Here is a 19507-nt window from a genome sequence, read left to right as displayed (position 1 = left end):
CTATTTCACAATTTTACTATTTAATACAATCAAGATGCTTGCGAGTACTCACAATTGAACTGATAATTATCTTAAGCAGTTCCAGGCATTCTGTATATAGAGGTTTCACCCTATTCTCTGGTAGCATTCCAGTTTCCATGATCACCTCTAACCAATGACTCGTCTCGTCAAGTTCTTCCTCAACCATCTTCAACTTATTCAGGAAGTCTTTCTCAGACTTTCCCAAACATGCAGCACGATAATTTGCTGCAGGCGAAGTGCCTGATCTGACCACTTGCGAACCAATTGCCCTTCCTGAAATTGTATCGGGCATACTATCGACCATTTTGATAATCCTTATCGAGAATTTCTTGAATCTTTCTTTCAACTCGAGCTCTGTCATACCAATAGTCAAATAGTAAATGGTCAAATAGTCAAATTAGCGCAGTTCTGCATTCAGCTGCTTTTTCAGCTGTGCGATGAGCTTGTTCATGATGGCCTCGATCTGTTTGTCGCCCATGGTCTTCTCCTCATCCTGAAGGATAAAGTTCACGGCGTAGCTCTTCTTGCCAGCAGGCAGCTTGTCGCCCTCGTAAACGTCAAACAACTCAACCTTCTTCAGCAGCTTCTTCTCTGTTGCGCGGGCAATCTGCTCAATCTGGGCAAACTCTACGCTGTTGTCAACCAACAGGGCCAGGTCGCGACTAACGGCTGGGAACTTGGGCACCTCAGTGTAAAGTACCTCGTTCTTCTTAATCACCTTCATCAGCGCGGTCCAGTTCAGCTCGGCATAGAATACAGGTGCATCCAGTCCGAACTGCTTCAGCAGCTTCTTGGTAATGATACCCATCTCGATGAGCTTCTTACCACCACGGTTCTCGATGGTGAGACCGGCAGAGAAGATATCGTTCTCGCTCTTCTTGCGAACAATCATACCGGGCTTAACACCGATACGGCGCAGAATATTCTCAACGTAGGCGCTCAACTCGTAGAAGCTGCTCTCCTCGTTAGCGTGAGCCCAGCTGCCCTCTACGCGCTTACCTGTAATCCACAGTGCAGCATGATACTGCTCCTTGTAAGCCTGCATAGGATCGTCGAGGTTAGCCTTCTCGGGATCAAATGTATATACGTTACCGAACTCGAAGAAACGCAGGTTAGCACGCTTGCGGTTCACATTGTGCTGTACGCTCTCAAGTCCACCGAACAGCAGTGTCTGGCGCATCACGTTCAGGTCGGTACTCAGTGGATTCATAATCTTTACGCAGTTCTCGGCAGCGTAGGCATTATGCCCCTCGTAGTAAGCACCCTTGGTGAGCGAGTTGTTCAGGATTTCGTTGAATCCCTCGCCTACCAGCTGCTCGCTTACGATGTTAGCCAGCTTATGCTTCTGGTCCTCATCGCCCTTAATCACGAGGCTTCCCTTCAGCTGGGTTGGAATCTCTACATTATTATATCCGTAGATACGCAGGATATCCTCTACTACATCGCAAGGACGGGTAACGTCCACACGGTAAGCAGGAATCTCCAGCTTCAGGCCCTCGGCAGTCTCCTCGAGCACCTTCATCTCCAGACTCTCACAGATAGCCTTGATCTTATCGGTAGGAATCTCCTTACCAACCAGGCCGTGAACATACTGATATGAGAGATCTACTACGGCGTTCTCCATCTTCTCGGGATATACGTCCACAATCTCCATGCTCACCTTACCGCCAGCCAGCTCCTTACACAGGATAGCAGCCTGCTGCAGGGCGTAGATGGTACCATTGGGATCAACACCACGCTCAAAACGGAAGCTGGCATCGGTGCTCAGTCCGTGGCGGCGTGCGCTCTTACGGATCCATGTTGGGTGGAAGTAGGCACTCTCAAGCACTACGTTCTTGGTGGTCTCGTAAGTACCGCTACCCTTACCGCCGAATACACCGGCAATACACATGGGGTCCTCGGCATTGCAGATAGCCAGATCGCGGTCGCTCAGCTTGTGCTCCTCGCCATCCAGTGTCTGGAATGGAGTGCCCTCGGGCATGGTCTTTACTACTATCTGATGACCCTTTACCATGTCGGCATCAAAGGTGTGCAGAGGCTGTCCGTAAGCCATCATCACGTAGTTGGTGATATCCACGATATTGTTGATGGGGCGCAGTCCGATGGTGTTCAGCTTGTTCTTCAGCCAGTCGGGGCTCTCCTTTACCTCACAGTCGCTGATGCTTACGCAGGCATAGCGCTTGCAGGCCTCAGTGTTCTCAATTTTTACCTCGATGGGCAGGTCGTGATTGTCAACAGTAAACTTCGAGCAGTCGGGACGGTGCATCTTGGTCTCGTAGCCATTGCTCTTCAGCCAGGCATACAAGTCGCGTGCCACACCCCAGTGGCTCAGTCCATCAGCGCGGTTGGCGGTGATATCAACCTCAATCAGCCAGTCGCTCTCCAGGTTGTAGTACTCTGCAGCAGGTGTGCCCACTACAGCATCCTCGGGCAATACGATAATACCGTCGTGACTGGTACCTACGCCAATCTCGTCCTCGGCACAGATCATACCGTTGCTCTCTACGCCGCGCAGCTTGCTCTTCTTAATCACAAACTCCTTGTCGCCATCGTAAAGCACGCAGCCCAAATCGGCCACAATCACCTTCTGACCAGCGGCTACGTTAGGCGCACCGCACACAATCTGCGATGGCTCACCCTTGCCCAGGTCAACCGTTGTTACATGCAGATGGTCTGAGTTAGGATGAGCCTCGCAGGTAAGCACCTTACCCACGTACAGGCCCTTCAGACCGCCTTTAATACTCTGTACTTCTTCCAATGCGTCGACTTCCAAACCTGTCGATGTCAGAGCATCGGCCACCTGCTGTGCAGTCAGGTCGAAATCAACGTATTCCTTCAACCATTTGTAGGAAATATTCATTATACCAATTCTTTAGTAATTACTATCTTCGAAATTTCAAGGTGCAAAGGTAGTAAAAAATTGGTATTTACACAAATTTTTCCTGCAAAATCTACTCAATACACTTCATTAAAAAATCTACAGCGCCGTTTATACCGAATTTTCGCACATCCAGGCTGATGTCGTAGTTGCGCGCGTCGAACCATTCGCAGCCTGTATATGTCTTAGTATATAACTCACGACTATAGTCGTTATCCACCACCATGGCGGCAGCATCGCGCAGGTCAAGTCCGTATTTTTCGGCTATGCGGCGCTTACGACAATCCTCCGAGCTGTGCACAAAAATCTTGAGTGCATTGGGGTGATCCTTGAAGATGTAGAATCCGCAGCGACCCACAATCACACAACTCTCTTTCTGGGCTATCTGCTTAATGGCGGCGCACTGGGCATCAAACAGCTCATGACTGGTCTGATCCTGCTCAGCTCCGTCGTACTCGGCCTTAGCCATGTAGTTGCGATAAAAATTGGTAAAATCGTCGCGCCACAAGGGATTGCGTGCCTCAATCTTTTCCATGGCATCCTCTACTACAGGTATGCGTTTAGCCACCTCGTTCAAAATCTGCTTATCGAGCAGCTTAACACCTAACCTACGGGCAATCTCAGCTCCGATCTCGTGTCCGCCGGTACCAAACTGGCGACTGATCGTAATCACAAATTTCTCATCCTTATTCATATCGTTCCAAATTTTTAGTTAATAGATTCATTCTTATTTTATGCTGCAAATATAAAAAAAAGATTTGGAAGTTCCAAACCTTTTTACGTTTTTTTTGCAACGGATTACACGACTTAAGGATGTTTTCCCTCAATCATCTCCTTCAGTCCTATTGTCCGTTGCTAGAAATATATTGAGCAGCAGCTTCGGCGCAGCGCTCGCCATCCACACCGGCGCTCACAATACCGCCTGCATAACCGGCACCTTCGCCACATGGGAAAAGTCCCTGAATCTGAACATGTTGCAGCGTTTCCTTATCGCGAACAATTCGCACCGGACTCGATGTACGTGTCTCAACAGCAATCATCACCGCCTCGTTGGTCAGGAATCCGTGCGCACTCTTTCCGAATGCCTTAAAGCCCTGCTGCAGTCGGTGCGAAATCATCTTAGGCAACCAGAAGTGCAGCGGACTCGATATCAATCCTGGCGCGTACGACGATTTTGGCAGATCGTAGCTCAGCTTGCCGTTCACAAAGTCGGCCATACGCTGTGCCGGTGCCGTCTGCTTCATATTGCCCTGCTGCCAGCACATCTTCTCCAGCTGCTCCTGAAACGCCATCACCTGTAATGCCTTATTTTCAATTTTTACATTGTTAAATTCTTCCATTTTTACATTTTCCAGATCTTCCGGACGCACTTCCACTACCATACCAGAGTTACTCCAGGCTGTTCCTCGGTTGGCAGGACTCATACCGTTCACCACAATCTGCTCCTTATCGGTAGCCGCAGGAATCACGAATCCACCGGGACACATGCAGAACGAGTAAACACCTCGCCCATCCACCTGTGTCACCATCGAGTACTCGGCAGCAGGCAACCATCGGCCCCTACCTTGTTTATTATGATACTGTATCTGGTCAATCAGCTGACTGGGGTGCTCCAGTCGCACGCCTACCGCAATACCCTTGGCCTCAATCTCAATCTTAGCTTCAGCCAGATAGCGGTAAACATCACGTGCCGAGTGTCCCGTAGCAAGTATGACAGGACCGTTGTATTGGTGTTGGGTGTTGGGTGTTGGGTGTTGGCTAATAGCTTCAACACCTATCACCTGATTGTCGTCACCTAGAATCAGTCGCGTCATCTTGGTCTGAAAGTGCACTTCGCCACCGCAGTTAATGATGGTATTTCGCATCGCCTCAATCACCTTTGGCAAGCGGTCGGTACCAATATGCGGATGCGCATCGGCCAGGATAGCCGTCGAGGCACCATGCTGACAGAACACATTCAGAATTTTCTCGATATTACCACGCTTTTTGCTGCGTGTGTACAGTTTACCGTCGCTATAGGCACCGGCGCCACCCTCACCAAAGCAGTAGTTACTCTCACCGTCAACCTGCTGCGTGCGGCTGATGTTGGCCAAATCCTTCTTACGGTCGTGCACGTTCTTACCGCGCTCCAATACAATCGGGCGCAAACCCAACTCTATCAGGCGCAGGGCAGCAAACAGTCCTCCAGGACCTGCTCCAACCACTATTACCTGTGGCTTACCCTCAACGTTTGGATATTCCGTGTGCTGGTATTCGTCGTCGGTAGGCAGTTCGTTCACATATGTGCGCACCTTCAGGTTCACGTATATCTGTCGCTGGCGCGCATCAATGCTGCGTTTCAGTATGCGTACACCCTTAATATCGCCTGGGTTCAGTCCATACTCATCGCCCAGATACGCTTTCAGTCTATCCTCCTGCGCCGCTACCTCCGGCTTTACTCTAATCTGATATTCGTTAATCATTATATAATGTATTTGGGTGCAAAGGTACTCACTTTTTTCGAAAATGCTTGGATGTTTATACTTTTTTTTCTATCTTTGCAAAGTGATAACTAAAAACACAAGCAATATGACGCTACAATTTACCAATAACGAAGGTCACGCCATCATTACACTTTGTGAACGACTCGACACCTCGAGTGCCATGCAGACACAAGCCGAAATCAATCAGTTTTTATCAGCCCAAAGCCCCATCCTTAGTGTTACAGTTAATGCCGCAGAGCTCGAATACGTGTCGAGTTCGGGCTTGCGCATCCTGCTTTCGCTAACCAAACAATATAAGAATTTCAAACTCGTTGAGGTTAATGCCGACGTTTACGACGTGCTTAACATGACTGGTTTTGTAAAGATAATGTGCGTAGAACGCGCCCTGCGCCAGATGAGTATCGAGGGTTGTGAGATCCTCGGTGTGGGCGGTGTAGGCACCGTTTATCGTTACAACGACGACACCATCATCAAGGTGTTCCGCGATGGCACCACCATCGACGAGGTGCGCAACGAGATTACCATGTCGAAAGAGGCCTTTGTGATGGGTATGCCTACCGCCATTTCGTTCGATATTGTCAAGGTGGGCGCGCAGTACGGTCTGGTTTACGAGCTGCTCCATGCCGACACCCTCAGTTCGCTCATTATGCACCATCCCGAGCGTATCCACGAGTATGCCCGCATGTATGCCAACCTGTTCCGCCAACTGCACGCCATCCAGATGCCAGCCGATAGCTGTGTGCCCAATGCCCTCGAGCACGAACGCAAACAAGTTTTACATATCCGTCGGTATTTTTCACAAGAAAACATCGACCTGTTACTCCAGATTCTCGACGCCGTTCCCGCTGGCAATCGCTTGCTGCATCTCGACCTGCAGGCCAAGAATGCCATGGTACAGGGCGACGAACTTATGCTCATCGATATGGGCGAAGTAGGCTACGGCCATCCTGTGCTCGACCTGGCACACGCCTATTCGTCGCTGATTCTGTTTGTTGGCGATTACGAGGCCGTCATCGGCATGCCACGCAAGTTAGGCGAACAGTTGTTCGATCTGACTATCGACTATTATTTCGAGGGCCAGTCTGCTGACATCATTGCCCTTCGCAAGCAGCAGATAGCCGCTGTGGCAAACGTCCGCAACTACAGTTGGCTTGCCCTCAGCGACTCCTTCCCCGAGGCTGTTATCCAGCAGTGCCAGCAGCTCTTCAACGAGCGCGTCATCCCCCACCGCGATCACATCCTCAACGTCATCAGCACCCTAAAAGAATGGTGCTGATAACGTTACTTATCTACGCTTGTATAAATGCTACCTTTCTTCTGTTATCTTTAGGTCGCACAGCAAAGTGTACCCACACCGCACCATATCGGTTCTTCTCTATCAGCAGCTCGTCATAGTCCTGTGCCGATTCATTGGCATAGGCTATCAATATGGCTGCATATTCTATTGACTGTTCCATACCATTGGTGCGTATATCTACGGCACAGCCCGTTAAGTGATTACTGGTGGGTGCTCCCCCAACCTTACGATTTAACTGCGGTGATCGATAACCCGAGTTAATGATGATAGGTTGCGAAGCCCTTTCCCTCAAAACCTCCAACCAAGTACAGAGGTTGGCAAGGATCGCAATCGCCTCATGACTAGGAATGTTATACACTTCAGGATACTTGCTCCTGGTGAACTCCCCGAGCACAAAATGCTCGGAGAGGTTTGCTTTACTGTTCAACTGTACTATCTGTTCCATACTCTAATTTTTAATTATTACATTTTCTCATTTTTACATTGTTCATTTGAGCAAATGAACTAATGAACTAATGTACCACTCTTAGAATACAAGCACGGCTTTCCGTGGAGCCTATTCAACAAAAACAAGGGTTAAAAGAGAATTGTTCAACTTCTGTCAGGGATAAGAATTTAGGTACCCAATAGGCATTCAACCAATGGCAGGGTTAAGTTAAAAACCATTCAACTTATTTTAGGGAAGTACAAAGTACATATCTCTCCACAATGGTACATTAGTTCATTAGTTCATTTCCAATTCGAAGAAATATAAGCAGGAGGGCGAGAGAAAAGTTAAGATGTAGAGATTTTATTAATTCTATATTATATATTAAATTTATATATATTATAATATATATAAATTATATAAGGTAATAAGCGACCAAGGATGCTCTACTAAACTTTACAAAATGAACTAATGAACTAATGTACCATTCCTACTCGCCAACTGGGCATTTTGAGTGGTACGTCAGAATCTGGTGGATAGTTTACGAGATTTCTGTAAATCCTGCCGAACTTTCTCTTAGATAGTAAGGCTGTATTATTTTAATAGTATATATAAGGCCTCTCACCACTTGTATTATTTCTTTACATTTTAACATTTCAAGAAAAATCAGAGAATAGACGAGAAAAAACTCTTTTTGCATCGATTTTTTTTGTACCTTTGCATCGTCAAAAAGAAACAAAGTGCACACGTGGATTGAGACACACAAGAGATTAAGTAACATTAGTATTAACCATTAAAATTAAAAGTATTAGAGTATGGCAAAGATTTTTTATGAGTTGCGACAGAACAAGAACAACAAGTCGCAGGTATTTGGCAAGTGGTTCGCCCACAGCAAGAGTATTGAAACCCTGAACACCCGCAAGCTGGCAAAGCACATCAGCGAGCACGGTAGCGTTTATACGCAGGATGTAGTATTTGGTGTGCTGGAGAAGTTCCGTAGCTGCCTGGTGGAGATGCTGCTGGAGAGCAAGCGAGTGAAGATCGACGGTCTGGGTACCTTCTTCACTACCCTGGAAAATGAGCCCGGCGGTGCTCCCAAGAAGGAGGAGTTTAATGTGGGTAAGAACCTGAAGGCTCTCCACATCCGATTCATGCCTGAGCAGGAGCAGGAGATGAATATTTCGAGCCGTGAGTTCCTGAAGAAGGCCGAGTTTGTGAATGCCGAGAGTCTGCTGAGCGGCGATGGTGAGAAGACCACCAACGGCGGTGGTAGCAGCCAGGGCGGCAATACCGGTGGAAACACCGGAGGCGGCGGTAATAGCGGCGGTGGCAATAGCGGTGGAAACACCGGAGGCGGCGGTAATAGCGGCGGTGGCAATAGCGGTGGTGGAAGCCACGAGCCTATCGGAGACTAAGGGTTGGGGGCGCAAGCCCCACCCTATCCTATTAAACATGAAACATTAAACATGAAACATTAAACATGAAACATTAACCTATAACCATTAACAATTATGACAAAGAAAGAGACATTAAAGTTTATCGTACAGATGATTGCCAGTATCGCAACTGCGATTGTAACTGCCCTTGGCGCGACATCGTGCATCGGGGCTTAGCCCCGAAGCGCCACAAGTTCTTGGACAAGCCAAGCGGCATAGCCGAGCGGCATGGGCGCCATGTAGATAGCCAAGGACCTGCACTTGCGCGGCCCGCCACGCATACTGCAGCAGGCTCAATTACCCTCAGGTTTCAACACGAAGCCTGAGGGATTTTTTCGGTACCTTCTTGTTCTCTCAGCTTAGCCATCTCGTTACCCACAAAGCGATGGGCGCCAAAAAACTCGTTTAACTCCAAGCGCAAATAGTCGCCGATATCGGGAATCTGGGGAATGAAGAGAATGGTAGATTTGCTATGCACATCCACGGTCTTGGCCTCCTCGTCGATGGTATAAACCGTTGTAACGGTATTGTTAAGGTTTGCACCATTGATAGCTTTCTTTAATCGTGCAAACTCTTCAACATCGTATAGTTCTACATGTCCCCAATGCGTATCGTATATCTGGATAAAACGCAAATTGTTTCGGGCTTCCACAAAGAAATGCTCGCCCTGATAGGCAAAGAAGATGCGATCATCGCCCTCTTCGTCTGCAAGCTCATACTGACACCCAATATTTGTGAGCGTCTCTAAAAACAAATCTCTGGTACCTTTCTCGTTCTCCATAAACTCTTTTTCTGCTTATAAATTGTTTCTGTTGCAAAGGTACAACACAATTTGTTATTATCCAAATTATATTGGAAAAGATTGCATATATAAAAAGAAATCAGCCGAGGAGTTTTTCCTCGGCTGATTGGGTTTATATACTTGATTGCAGATTAGCGTGACTCTTCCTCGGCCTTCTTGGTCTCAGGAGCGTCAGCACCATAGTAGTTGTAGTATGCGTTGTAGCGGTTGTAACCCCACTTAGCCTGCAGCATGTCGGGGTCGAGCTCCTTAGCCTTGTCGAACAGCTCGATAGCCTTCTTGTACAGCTCCTTCTTCTTAGCAGGATCCTCGATGTTCTGAGCCTGTACGCTGTAACCTGTACCTGCGTAGGTAGCGATGATAGCGTTGTCGGGCTTAACCTCGAATGCCTTCTGGAGGTAAGGAACAGCCTCCTCGGCCTTGTTAGCCTGGAGCAGAGCCAGACCCTTATCGGCGAGGGCTACAAAGTTGTTAGGATTAGCGGCAAGAGCGTCGTCGAGGATCTTGTTAGCCTCGTCGGTCTGACCGAGACCCAGCAGGGTGTTGTACAGCTTCTCCATTACACCGTCGACCTTGTGCTCGGCATAGATGCCCTTCAGGTTGGCAGCATACTTAACAGAGTCGTCCTTAGTCTTCAGACCGTCGCCCAGAATCTCGAGCTTGAGGTTGAGAGCATTCTCGTACTCCTCGGGATCCTTCATAGCTACATCAGCCAACTCAAGAGCCTTAGCCATATCCTTGTCCTGATAAGCGAAGATTGAAGCGAAACGGGCTACCTGACCGAAGAAAGGCTTCTGCTGCTCGCGGTCGCAATCCTTGAACATAGGAGCGGCGTCGCTCTCGGTGAACAGCTGCCAGTACTTACGAGCTGAGGCGTTATCCTTAGCGGTAAGAGCGTCCTGACCAGCGTTAACCAGAGTGTTACGTGGAGCAGTCCACAGGCGCTGAGCATTCTTAGCAGCAAACTTAGGAGCTACCTTACCCTTCTCGTTAGGCATCTGGTCGAACTTGTCGCACTCGATACCTGCTACGAGAGCGGCAAAGGCCATCTCGTTCATCAGTTTCATATCAACGGGCTTCTCTTCCTTACCCATCTGCTTGTTTACCTGATTCTCGGTCTGGATAGCGCTCTGAGCATTAAAGTCGTTCAGGGCAAGGTCAACAAGCTTGTTGTAGGCCTTTGCCTTCTCGGCATCGTTAGCCAGAGAACCAAGGCTGCTCTTTACGAGTGTCTCAGCTTCTGCATAAGTCTTTGCCTTGAGGATAGCCTTCAAAGCGTCACTGTCGCCGGCAAATGCGGTAGAGCTAGCTACCAGCACACATGCCATCATGATTAATTTTTTCATAAGCTTTTAAAATTGGTTGAACTTATTGTTACTTAAAATTTATTTTTTGACGTTTACTTGAGCGGATAGTTTAATCCTTATTCTCAGCTTCAGGAGCCTGAGCTGCCTCAGCGTCGATCTCTGCCTCCTCGATATCCTCGTCCTCGGCCTGCGAGTGCATTACCTTACATACCGAAGCGATGCTATCGTTCTTCTTGGTGAGGTTGATGAGACGAACACCCTGTGTGGCACGGCCCATGACACGAACATCGGCCACCTTCAGGCGAATCAGTACACCACTCTTATTAATAATCATCAGGTCGTTCTCGTCGGTTACCACCTTGATGGCTACCAGGCGACCGGTCTTCTCGGTGATTGAGAGGGTCTTAACACCCTTGGCACCACGTGAGGTCTTACGGTAATCCTCAACCTCAGAACGCTTACCATAACCGTTCTCAGAAACTACCATGATAGTCTCGGTGTTAGGATCGTTGACGCAAACCATACCTACAACCTCGTCGTCGCCACCGTCGAGACGCATACCGATTACACCGGTAGATACACGACCCATGACGCGTACATCGTTCTCGTCGAAACGTACGGCACGACCGTTACGGTTAGCCAGCAACAGCTCGTTGTGACCGTTGGTGAGGCGAACGCCTACTACCTGGTCGCCCTCGTTGATGTTGATAGCAATCACACCGTTGGCACGTGGACGTGAGTAAGCCTCGAGACAGGTCTTCTTGATGATACCCTGCTTGGTAGCGAATACCACGTAGTGTGAGTTGAGGAACTCGGTATCGTTGAAGTTCTTGATACGCAGAACGGCGTTGATGGCATCATCGGGCTCGATATTCAGCATATTCTGGATAGCGCGACCCTTTGAGTTCTTATCGCCCTCAGGAATCTCGTAACACTTCTGCCAGTAGCAACGACCCTTCTGTGTGAAGAACAGCAGCGTGTTGTGCATGGTGGCAGGATAGATATACTCGGTAAAGTCGTTGTCGCGATGACGGGCAGCCTTTGATCCCATACCGCCACGACCCTGCTCGTGGAACTCTGACAGTGGGGTGCGCTTGATGTAACCCATGTGCGAGATAGTGATAACCACTGGATCGTCGGGATAGAAGTCCTCGGCATTGAACTCGTGGTCGAAAGGAATAATCTCGGTACGACGCTCGTCGCCATACTTCTCCTTCACCTCCTGCAGGTCGGCCTTCATCACCTCCTTACAACGCTCGGGGTTATCCAGAATCTCCTGCAACTCGGCAATAAGCTTCTGCAAGTCGTCGAACTCCTGGTGGAGCTGATCAACACGCAGACCAGTGAGCTGAGCCAGACGCATGTCGACGATAGCCTTACTCTGCAGCTCGTCGAGTTCGAAACGGGCCTCCAAGTTACGCTGAGCATCGGTAGGAGTCTTACTGTTACGGATAATATGTACAACCTCGTCGATATTGTTAACGGCAATAATCAAGCCCTCCAAGATGTGGGCACGCTCCTGTGCCTTGCGCAGATCGTACTTGGTACGACGGATGGTTACGTCGTGACGATGCTCAACGAAATACTTCACACACTCCTTGAGCGAAAGCAGGCGTGGGCGACCCTTTACCAGAGCGATGTTATTAACTGAGAATGAGCTCTGAAGGGCTGTCATCTTAAACAGCTTGTTGAGCAGCACATTGGCGTTGGCATCGCGCTTGCAATCCACAACGATACGCATACCCTGACGGCCCGACTCATCGTTAACATTAGCTACACCCTCGATCTTGTGCTGGTTAGCCAGATCGGCGATATAAGCTACCAGGTCGGCCTTGTTTACACCGTAAGGAATCTCGGTTACCACAATCTTATCGTGAGTGTCGCCGCTCTCAATCTCGGCCTTGGCACGCATTACGATACGTCCGCGACCTGTTTCGTAGGCATCCTTCACGCCCTGCAGGCCATAGATATAAGCACCTGTTGGGAAGTCGGGACCTGGGATATACTGCATCAGGCCTTCGGTATCGATATCAGGATTGTCGATATAAGCGCAGCAACCATCGATTACCTCGCCCAGGTTGTGGGTAGGCATATTGGTAGCCATACCTACGGCAATACCGTTACCACCGTTAACCAGCAGATTAGGAATCTTGGTAGGCATAACGGTTGGCTCCTCGAGCGAGTCGTCGAAGTTAGGCGCCATATCTACGGTTTCCTTATCCAGGTCGTCCATAATGTGCTCACCCATCTTTGAGAGGCGGCACTCGGTGTAACGCATGGCAGCAGGTGAGTCGCCATCCACCGAACCGAAGTTACCCTGACCATCAACCAAGGTGTAACGCATGTTCCAATCCTGGGCCATACGTACCAGGGCACCATATACTGAAGAGTCGCCGTGTGGGTGGTACTTACCAAGCACCTCACCTACTACGCGGGCACACTTCTTATAAGGCTGGGTAGAAACGTTATTAATGTTCATCATACCGTAAAGGATACGACGATGAACAGGCTTGAAGCCATCACGAACATCGGGAAGGGCACGGGCCACGATTACTGACATAGAGTAATCGATATAGCTCGATTTCATCTCTTCTTCGATGTTGATCTTAATAATTCTGTCGTTGTCGAATGTTTGATCCATCTTTTTATTTTACTATTTGACTATATACAATTTTACCATTTTTGCGTTTAAGGGCATTTTTAAGCCCTCTGACGCGTTTTTAACCGTGCAAAGGTAATTATTTTTTTGCGACCCACCAAACCTTTTAAGCTATTTTATGGTAAAAAATTAGCTTTTTATGGCACGATGTTTGCAAGATTTGTTGTATCTTTGCAGAAGATATATAATATAAGGTATATTAATAACAATTAGAAACAGACATAGATGACGACACAATTTTCGCCAAAACTATCAGAAATACTGGCTTTCTCGCGTGAAGAGGCAGCTCGACTGGCTAGCCGATCGGTGGGTCCCGAACACCTACTGCTTGGCATTCTGCGCAGTAACGAGGGTCCGGTTATCGACCTGTTTAACAGGCTGAACCTGAATATGCAGGCGGTAAAGACTGAACTGGAAATGCGCGTAAGGGAGGACGAAATCGGTCAGCCTATACACACTACCGACCTGGTGCTGAACGAGAAGGCCAGCAACGTACTGCGACTGGCTGTACTGGAGGCACGCATACAGAGAGCCAATAAGATAGACGAGCAACACCTGCTGCTGGCCATACTGCACGACTTGGCTAACAACGGGGCAAAACAAGTTTTAGAAATGAACGATGTGACATACGACGACGCTGCAGCCATACTGTTTGCGCCGAAGAACACAAACGTAAGTAATAACGTGAGCAACGGCATAGGACTGCCCGACGAGGAGGAAGAGGAGTTTGAGATGAATGGCGACAAGGGCATTCCGGTGAGCAAGATTAATAACACCGCCCAGAAGAAGCCCGCCTCGAAGACACCTGTACTCGACAGCTTTGGTACCGACCTGACAAAGGCCGCTGCTGATGGTAAGCTGGATCCCTGTGTGGGTCGCGAGCGCGAGATACAGCGTATTGTAGAGATTCTGGGTCGCCGCAAGAAGAACAACCCCATACTGATTGGCGAGCCTGGTGTAGGTAAGAGCGCCATTGTAGAGGGACTGGCCCAGATGATTGAGGCCCACCACTGCAGTCCAATGCTGTTTGGAAAGCGCATTTTTACGCTGGATATGACAGGCGTTGTGGCAGGCACCAAGTATCGCGGACAGTTTGAGGAGCGCCTGAAAGCCCTGATGAAGGAGCTGGAGGCTAACCCCGACGTGATTGTATTCATCGACGAGATACACACCATCATCGGTGCAGGTTCTACCCCTGGCAGTATGGATGCTGCCAACATTATGAAACCTGCCTTGGCACGCGGCACCATACAGTGCATTGGTGCTACCACGCTGGATGAGTATCGCGAGAGCATTGAGAAGGATGGTGCCTTGGAGCGTCGATTCCAGAAGGTGCAGGTAGAGGCTACCACCAACGAGGAGACGCTGCAGATTCTGCGTAACATCAAGGATCGCTACGAGCAGCACCACCACGTGACATATACCGACGCGGCACTCGAGGCCTGTGTCAAATTGACAGACCGATACATTACCGACCGCTTTATGCCAGATAAGGCCATCGACGCGCTGGACGAGACTGGTTCGAAGGTACACTTAGGCAACGCACAGATTCCACCCGAGATTATTGAGAAGGAGAAGGAGCTGGCCGATGCCCGCGAAAAGAAGCAGAAGGCGGTAAAGAACCAGAACTACGAGCTGGCAGCCGGTTATCGCGACCGCGAGACAACCCTTACCAAGGAGTTGAAGGAGCTGAACGACCGCTGGAGCAACGGCGAGGGCGAAGAGCGACTGGTGGTAGATGCCGACCAGGTGGCCGAGGTGGTTTCGATGATGACGGGTGTGCCCGTACAGCGCATGGCCGAACAGGAGGGTGTACGCCTGAAGGGTATGGCCGTAGAGCTGAAGAACGCCGTGATAGCCCAGGATGCCGCTATCGACAAGATGGTAAAGGCCATCCAGCGCAACCGTGTAGGACTGAAGGAGCCCAACCACCCTATCGGCGTGTTTATGTTCTTAGGTCCTACAGGTGTGGGAAAAACCTACCTGGCCAAGAAGCTGGCAGAGTTTATGTTTGGCAGCAGCGAGGCGCTGATTCGTATCGACATGAGTGAATATACCGAGAGCTTTAACACCTCGCGACTGATTGGTGCACCTCCGGGATACGTAGGTTACGGCGAGGGCGGACAGCTGACAGAGCGCGTGCGCCGTCACCCCTACTCGATTGTTCTGTTGGACGAGATTGAGAAAGCTCACAGCAACGTGTTCAACCTGTTGCTGCAGGTGCTTGACGAGGGACGCATGACAGACGGTAACGGACGACTGGTGGATTTCCGCAACACGGTGATTATCATGACATCGAATGCAGGTACTCGCCAGCTGAAGGACTTTGGCCGTGGCGTAGGTTTCGGTGCATCGGCACAGACGGGACTGATGAAGAGCGACAAGGACAAGCAGTATGCACGCGACATTGTACAGAAGGCACTGTCGAAGCAGTTCTCGCCTGAGTTCCTGAACCGACTGGATGAGATTATCACCTTCGACCAGCTGGATCTGGATGCCATCAAGCGCATTATCGATGTAGAGCTGAAGAGCCTGTACAACCGTATTGAGCAGATAGGCTATCACATCGACCTGAGCGACGAGGCCAAGGAGTTTGTGGCCACCAAAGGTTACGATGTGCAGTTTGGTGCCCGTCCGCTAAAGCGCGCTATACAGAACTATCTGGAGGATGGCATTAGCGACCTGATAGTGAATGGCGACCTTGAACCGGGAGCCACCATCCATATCACACTTAAAGAAAATGAGTTAGCGTTTAGCTAACTCATTTTTCTTAATTATCAATTGTCAATTATCAATTGCACGCCAGTGCCTCGCATTCTTTCAACCAAAGGGCGGATGATGCATCGCTTGGCATACGCCAATCGCCTCGAGGCGACAAGCTGACACTACCCACCTTTGGACCATCGGGCAAGCACGAACGCTTGAACTGCTGATTAAAGAATCGGCGGCAGAAGGTGGTAAGCCATTTCTTGATGGTCTCCTCGTCGTAAAGGGCTGGTTTCTCGCTGGTAGCGGTGCAGAAGGCACGCTTGGCCAACAGGAAAATCTTCTTAGGACTGAAGCCGTAACGCAGGAAGTAATAGATAAAGAAATCGTGCAGCTCGTAAGGACCAACCAGATCCTCGGTCTTCTGCTTGATATTGCCGTTTTCGTCGGCTGGAATCAGCTCGGGCGAAATGGGGGTATCGATGATATCCATTAATGTATCCGTAGCCATCTCTCCTGCTACGTAGCCTACCAAGTAACGAATCAAAGTCTTGGGCACACCGGCATTCACACCATACATCGACATGTGGTCGCCATTATAGGTAGCCCAACCAAGTGCCAGCTCCGACAGGTCGCCTGTACCTACCACGATGGCGTTCTCCTTGTTGGCCACATCCATCAGAATCTGTGTGCGCTCGCGGGCCTGCGAGTTCTCGTAGGTGATATCGTGAACCGAAGCATCGTGATTGATATCACTGAAGTGCTGGGTTACAGCTGCGGCAATACTGATTTCGCGAATGGTAACACCCAAGGTTTCCATCAGCTTCAGGGCATTGTTATAGGTACGGTCGGTGGTACCGAAACCAGGCATGGTGATACCCACGATGCCCTGACGGTCGAGACCTAACTTATCGAAAGCCTTGACGGTTACGAGCAGTGCCAAGGTAGAATCCAGACCACCGCTGATACCGATAACAGCCTTTTTACCATTGATATGGTGCAGACGCTTTACCAAACCCATCACCTGGATATTGAGAATCTCCTCGCACGATGCCTGCATATCCTCACTCTTGGGGATGAAGGGATACGGATCGATATTGCGGAAGAGCTCGAACGGACGCTGGCAGGTAGCCTTGCAAGCGATTTCGCGAGCGTGGGCATTACGCTGTGCATTAATGAAAGTGGTATTGGTGCGACGCTCAACATGCAGCGCCTGCACATCAATCTGACACATCTTGATTTGTGGCAGCAACGAGAATCGGTCGCCCTCTTCGAGCAGTCGGCCATTCTCAAAAATAATAGCATTACCGCCATAAACCACATCCTGGGTAGACTCGCCAAAACCGCAGCTGGCATAAACGTAACCGCTAATCATACGGGCACTCTGCTGGGCAAGCAGCGACTTAAGATAAGCATGCTTACCAATCAGTTCGTCGCTGGCCGAGAGGTTGAAGATCACATCGGCACCAGCCAAAGCCAAGTTGTTGCTGGGTGGTGTGGGTGCCCATACGTCCTCGCAGATCTCGACACCGAACTTCACGCCATCGGCAGTAACAAACACCTGCGGCTCGGCTGAAACATGAACAGGACTGCCTGCAAAATAAATATCGGTAGCATTCAGGTCCTGAGCCGATGCAAACCAGCGCTTCTCGTAAAACTCGCCGTAGTTGGGCAGGTAAACCTTTGGCACAATGCCCAACAGCTGTCCACCCTGCAGCACTGCTGCACAGTTGTACAGCAAACCGTTGACTACCACTGGCAAACCAACAATCACGATGACGTTGAGCTTGCGGGTGAAATCAAGCAGTTTTACCACACCATCCTCGGCATGATCCAACAGGAGTTGCTCTTTAAACAGATCCTGACACGAATAGCCCGTGATGCAAAGCTCGGGGAACACCATCACCTCGACACCACGATCCTCGGCCTGAGCTATCAGGCTCTCAATCTGCTGCACGTTATACTCTACATCGGCCACTTTTACGGTGGGCACAGCAGCTGCTACGTTTACAAATCCGTATTTCATAGTTTTACTTTTTGTACGTCGTTCTCAATGAGTGTGTAAATAAGTGCGGGCTGCTCGAAGAAGTCGTTCTCGCGGAAGGCATGCAGCTTGTAGAACTTAACGGTATCTACACGCACCTGGGCATTAACGGGCGACTTAAGCAGGAAATGTTTTTCGCGCTTGTAAGCCACCAGCTGTACACACAGATGCTCAAGATCGTTCAGGTCCTCACGACCGAACTCCTCGATAAACTCCTTGCAGTTAGGTTCAATCTCGCCCTCGGCTCTCAGCTTCCAGGCTGTACCCTCGGCAGTCATCAGCACATAGCGCAGATAATAGTTCGAGTCGTTAACCAGATAGCTCTCAAAACGGGTTTGCGAGAGTTCCTTTACATCCATAGGCACAAAGGCCAGGAATGCACTCAGCTTGTCGCCACCCTTGCGCTCCTCGGGTTTTGGCTTAAAGGTAATGGGACGGTCGGCAGGCTCAATCTCGGGCTCCTCGTCATCGTCGGCAGCCATACGGGCCTTGGCCTTCTGTTCAACCATACGGGTAGTTTCGTAGCTCTCCTCGCCTACCACTACCACCTCGTTGATGAGCATCGGCATCTGGAAGCCGTCCTCATCCTCAACAAGCACTATATTCTTGCCCTGGAAGCCAGCCACCTTTCCGCCGCCAACTTCGCTCAGGAATCTTACTTTATCTCCAATCTTCATCTTTAAAATACTGTAAATTTGGGGCAAAGTTAAAAAAAAAAGCCCGAACTACAAAATAGTTCGGACTCTTTTTACCAATAGGCGGCTATTTAGTCGAGACCAAAGAGAATCTTCAGTCCGCCATCCACACCCGAGAAGCCCATAAAGGCCAGGCTAAGCAAACCTGCCGAGAGCATGACGATGGCCATACCCTGCATGCCCTTAGGAATCTTTACCAACTCAAGCTGCTCGCGCATACCAGCAAACACGGTAAGAGCTACACCAAAGCCGATGGCTGTTGAGAAGGCGTAGACTACCGACTGCAGCAGGTTGTAATCCTTCTGGATAACCAGAATGGCCACACCCAGCACAGCACAGTTGGTGGTAATCAGGGGCAGGAAAATACCTAATGCCTGATATAGGGCTGGCGACACCTTTTTGAGCACAATCTCTACCATCTGCACCAGCGAGGCAATCACCAGGATAAAGGCAATCGTCTGCAGATACTGCAGGCCAAAGGCATCGAGCACATATTTCTGAACCAACCAGGTAACGATGGTGGCCAGCGTAAGCACAAAGGCTACAGCTGCTGACATACCCAGCGAGGTATCAATCTTTTTTGAAACGCCAAGGAACGGACAGATGCCCAGGAACTGCGACAACACGATGTTGTTGACAAAGATGGCGCTAATGAAAATCAACAAATACTCCATAATCTTATTTTTTTTCTTGGCACGGATTACACGGCTCTCTTTTAGAGAAACACAGCTTTTGTATGAAGCAGGCCGTGT

General features: G+C 49.5%; 15 protein-coding genes and 1 pseudogene. 4 read left to right on the top strand and 12 right to left on the bottom strand.

Going from position 1 to position 19507, the window contains the following annotated elements; all coding sequences use genetic code 11:
• Positions 1 to 16: 16 nt before the first annotated feature.
• From PRU_RS04185 to PRU_RS04170, 4 genes are all read right to left on the bottom strand, one after another.
• Positions 17 to 382, bottom strand: coding sequence for a four helix bundle protein (locus tag PRU_RS04185; protein ID WP_013063777.1), 366 nt, complete (start codon positions 380 to 382; stop codon positions 17 to 19).
• Between the two features lie 36 nt (positions 383 to 418).
• Positions 419 to 2881 carry a phenylalanine--tRNA ligase subunit beta gene (gene pheT, locus PRU_RS04180; RefSeq protein WP_013064139.1) on the bottom strand — a complete coding sequence of 821 codons (2463 nt, stop codon included), beginning with the start codon at positions 2879 to 2881 and terminating at the stop codon, positions 419 to 421.
• A 91-nt stretch (positions 2882 to 2972) separates the two neighbouring features.
• Positions 2973 to 3593, bottom strand: a complete 621-nt coding sequence (locus PRU_RS04175) for a cytidylate kinase-like family protein (RefSeq protein ID WP_041385660.1) — start codon at positions 3591 to 3593, stop codon at positions 2973 to 2975.
• Between the two features lie 148 nt (positions 3594 to 3741).
• Positions 3742 to 5361: an NAD(P)/FAD-dependent oxidoreductase gene (locus tag PRU_RS04170; RefSeq protein WP_013063226.1), complete on the bottom strand. Its 1620-nt coding sequence runs from the start codon at positions 5359 to 5361 to the stop codon at positions 3742 to 3744.
• Positions 5362 to 5467: 106 nt separating this feature from the next.
• On the opposite strand from PRU_RS04170, the gene PRU_RS04165 reads away from it, so the two are divergent.
• Positions 5468 to 6658: a phosphotransferase gene (locus tag PRU_RS04165; protein ID WP_013065716.1), complete on the top strand. Its 1191-nt coding sequence runs from the start codon at positions 5468 to 5470 to the stop codon at positions 6656 to 6658.
• A gap of 13 nt (positions 6659 to 6671) precedes the next feature.
• On the opposite strand, the gene PRU_RS16420 is transcribed toward PRU_RS04165, so the two are convergent.
• Together PRU_RS16420 and PRU_RS16415 are read right to left on the bottom strand one after the other, a co-directional pair.
• On the bottom strand, positions 6672 to 6839 hold the full coding sequence (locus PRU_RS16420; RefSeq protein ID WP_233427368.1) for a hypothetical protein: 168 nt from the start codon (positions 6837 to 6839) through the stop codon (positions 6672 to 6674).
• Positions 6840 to 7124: pseudogene (locus PRU_RS16415) on the bottom strand (YcbK family protein); the annotation flags it as partial.
• Between the two features lie 797 nt (positions 7125 to 7921).
• On the opposite strand from PRU_RS16415, the gene PRU_RS04155 reads away from it, so the two are divergent.
• Positions 7922 to 8521, top strand: coding sequence for an HU family DNA-binding protein (locus tag PRU_RS04155; protein ID WP_013063910.1), 600 nt, complete (start codon positions 7922 to 7924; stop codon positions 8519 to 8521).
• Between the two features lie 96 nt (positions 8522 to 8617).
• The gene (locus tag PRU_RS16015) at positions 8618 to 8719 is read left to right on the top strand and encodes a smalltalk protein (protein ID WP_013065470.1); all 102 of its coding nucleotides are present in this window, start codon (positions 8618 to 8620) and stop codon (positions 8717 to 8719) included.
• Between the two features lie 133 nt (positions 8720 to 8852).
• Here PRU_RS16015 and PRU_RS04150 read toward each other — a convergent pair whose 3' ends face one another.
• From PRU_RS04150 to gyrA, 3 genes are all read right to left on the bottom strand, one after another.
• Entirely contained in the window at positions 8853 to 9323 is a 471-nt protein-coding gene (locus PRU_RS04150) for a hypothetical protein (protein WP_013063452.1), read from the bottom strand.
• 152 nt (positions 9324 to 9475) lie between these two features.
• A complete protein-coding gene (locus PRU_RS04145; RefSeq protein ID WP_013065111.1) occupies positions 9476 to 10690 on the bottom strand; it encodes a tetratricopeptide repeat protein in 1215 nt (404 codons plus the stop codon).
• Between the two features lie 70 nt (positions 10691 to 10760).
• Complete coding sequence (gyrA, locus tag PRU_RS04140; RefSeq protein ID WP_013064631.1) at positions 10761 to 13292, bottom strand: DNA gyrase subunit A; 2532 nt, start codon at positions 13290 to 13292, stop codon at positions 10761 to 10763.
• Positions 13293 to 13535: 243 nt separating this feature from the next.
• Here gyrA and PRU_RS04135 point away from each other — a divergent pair, with 243 nt between their 5' ends.
• The gene (locus PRU_RS04135; RefSeq protein WP_013063754.1) at positions 13536 to 16070 is read left to right on the top strand and encodes an ATP-dependent Clp protease ATP-binding subunit; all 2535 of its coding nucleotides are present in this window, start codon (positions 13536 to 13538) and stop codon (positions 16068 to 16070) included.
• A 31-nt stretch (positions 16071 to 16101) separates the two neighbouring features.
• Here the strand turns inward: PRU_RS04135 and PRU_RS04130 are convergent, their stop codons facing one another.
• From PRU_RS04130 to rsxA, 3 genes are all read right to left on the bottom strand, one after another.
• A complete protein-coding gene (locus PRU_RS04130) occupies positions 16102 to 18042 on the bottom strand; it encodes an NAD(+) synthase (RefSeq protein WP_013062995.1) in 1941 nt (646 codons plus the stop codon).
• Positions 18039 to 18737 (bottom strand): DUF2027 domain-containing protein, encoded by a 699-nt coding sequence (locus PRU_RS04125; protein WP_013065031.1) that lies wholly within the window; start codon positions 18735 to 18737, stop codon positions 18039 to 18041. Before PRU_RS04125 ends, PRU_RS04130 begins: the two co-directional genes overlap by 4 nt.
• A gap of 89 nt (positions 18738 to 18826) precedes the next feature.
• On the bottom strand, positions 18827 to 19429 hold the full coding sequence (gene rsxA, locus PRU_RS04120) for an electron transport complex subunit RsxA (protein WP_013065610.1): 603 nt from the start codon (positions 19427 to 19429) through the stop codon (positions 18827 to 18829).
• Positions 19430 to 19507 lie beyond the last annotated feature (78 nt).

It is taken from the genome of Xylanibacter ruminicola 23 (assembly GCF_000025925.1).
Lineage (GTDB): Bacteria > Bacteroidota > Bacteroidia > Bacteroidales > Bacteroidaceae > Prevotella > Prevotella ruminicola.
Note: the sequence above shows the minus strand (reverse complement) of the source record. Positions and strands in the feature narration are given on the sequence as shown.

Coding starts and splice junctions, on each gene's coding strand:
- PRU_RS04150 (WP_013063452.1), bottom strand. CDS start 9,323: ATGGAGAACGAGAAAGGTACCAGAGATTTGTTTTTAGAGACGCTCACA.
- PRU_RS04125 (WP_013065031.1), bottom strand. CDS start 18,737: ATGAAGATTGGAGATAAAGTAAGATTCCTGAGCGAAGTTGGCGGCGGA.
- PRU_RS04170 (WP_013063226.1), bottom strand. CDS start 5,361: ATGATTAACGAATATCAGATTAGAGTAAAGCCGGAGGTAGCGGCGCAG.
- PRU_RS04135 (WP_013063754.1), top strand. CDS start 13,536: ATGACGACACAATTTTCGCCAAAACTATCAGAAATACTGGCTTTCTCG.
- rsxA (WP_013065610.1), bottom strand. CDS start 19,429: ATGGAGTATTTGTTGATTTTCATTAGCGCCATCTTTGTCAACAACATC.
- PRU_RS04155 (WP_013063910.1), top strand. CDS start 7,922: ATGGCAAAGATTTTTTATGAGTTGCGACAGAACAAGAACAACAAGTCG.
- PRU_RS04165 (WP_013065716.1), top strand. CDS start 5,468: ATGACGCTACAATTTACCAATAACGAAGGTCACGCCATCATTACACTT.
- PRU_RS04185 (WP_013063777.1), bottom strand. CDS start 382: ATGACAGAGCTCGAGTTGAAAGAAAGATTCAAGAAATTCTCGATAAGG.
- PRU_RS16420 (WP_233427368.1), bottom strand. CDS start 6,839: ATGGAACAGTCAATAGAATATGCAGCCATATTGATAGCCTATGCCAAT.
- PRU_RS16015 (WP_013065470.1), top strand. CDS start 8,618: ATGACAAAGAAAGAGACATTAAAGTTTATCGTACAGATGATTGCCAGT.
- PRU_RS04145 (WP_013065111.1), bottom strand. CDS start 10,690: ATGAAAAAATTAATCATGATGGCATGTGTGCTGGTAGCTAGCTCTACC.
- PRU_RS04175 (WP_041385660.1), bottom strand. CDS start 3,593: ATGAATAAGGATGAGAAATTTGTGATTACGATCAGTCGCCAGTTTGGT.
- pheT (WP_013064139.1), bottom strand. CDS start 2,881: ATGAATATTTCCTACAAATGGTTGAAGGAATACGTTGATTTCGACCTG.
- gyrA (WP_013064631.1), bottom strand. CDS start 13,292: ATGGATCAAACATTCGACAACGACAGAATTATTAAGATCAACATCGAA.
- PRU_RS04130 (WP_013062995.1), bottom strand. CDS start 18,042: ATGAAATACGGATTTGTAAACGTAGCAGCTGCTGTGCCCACCGTAAAA.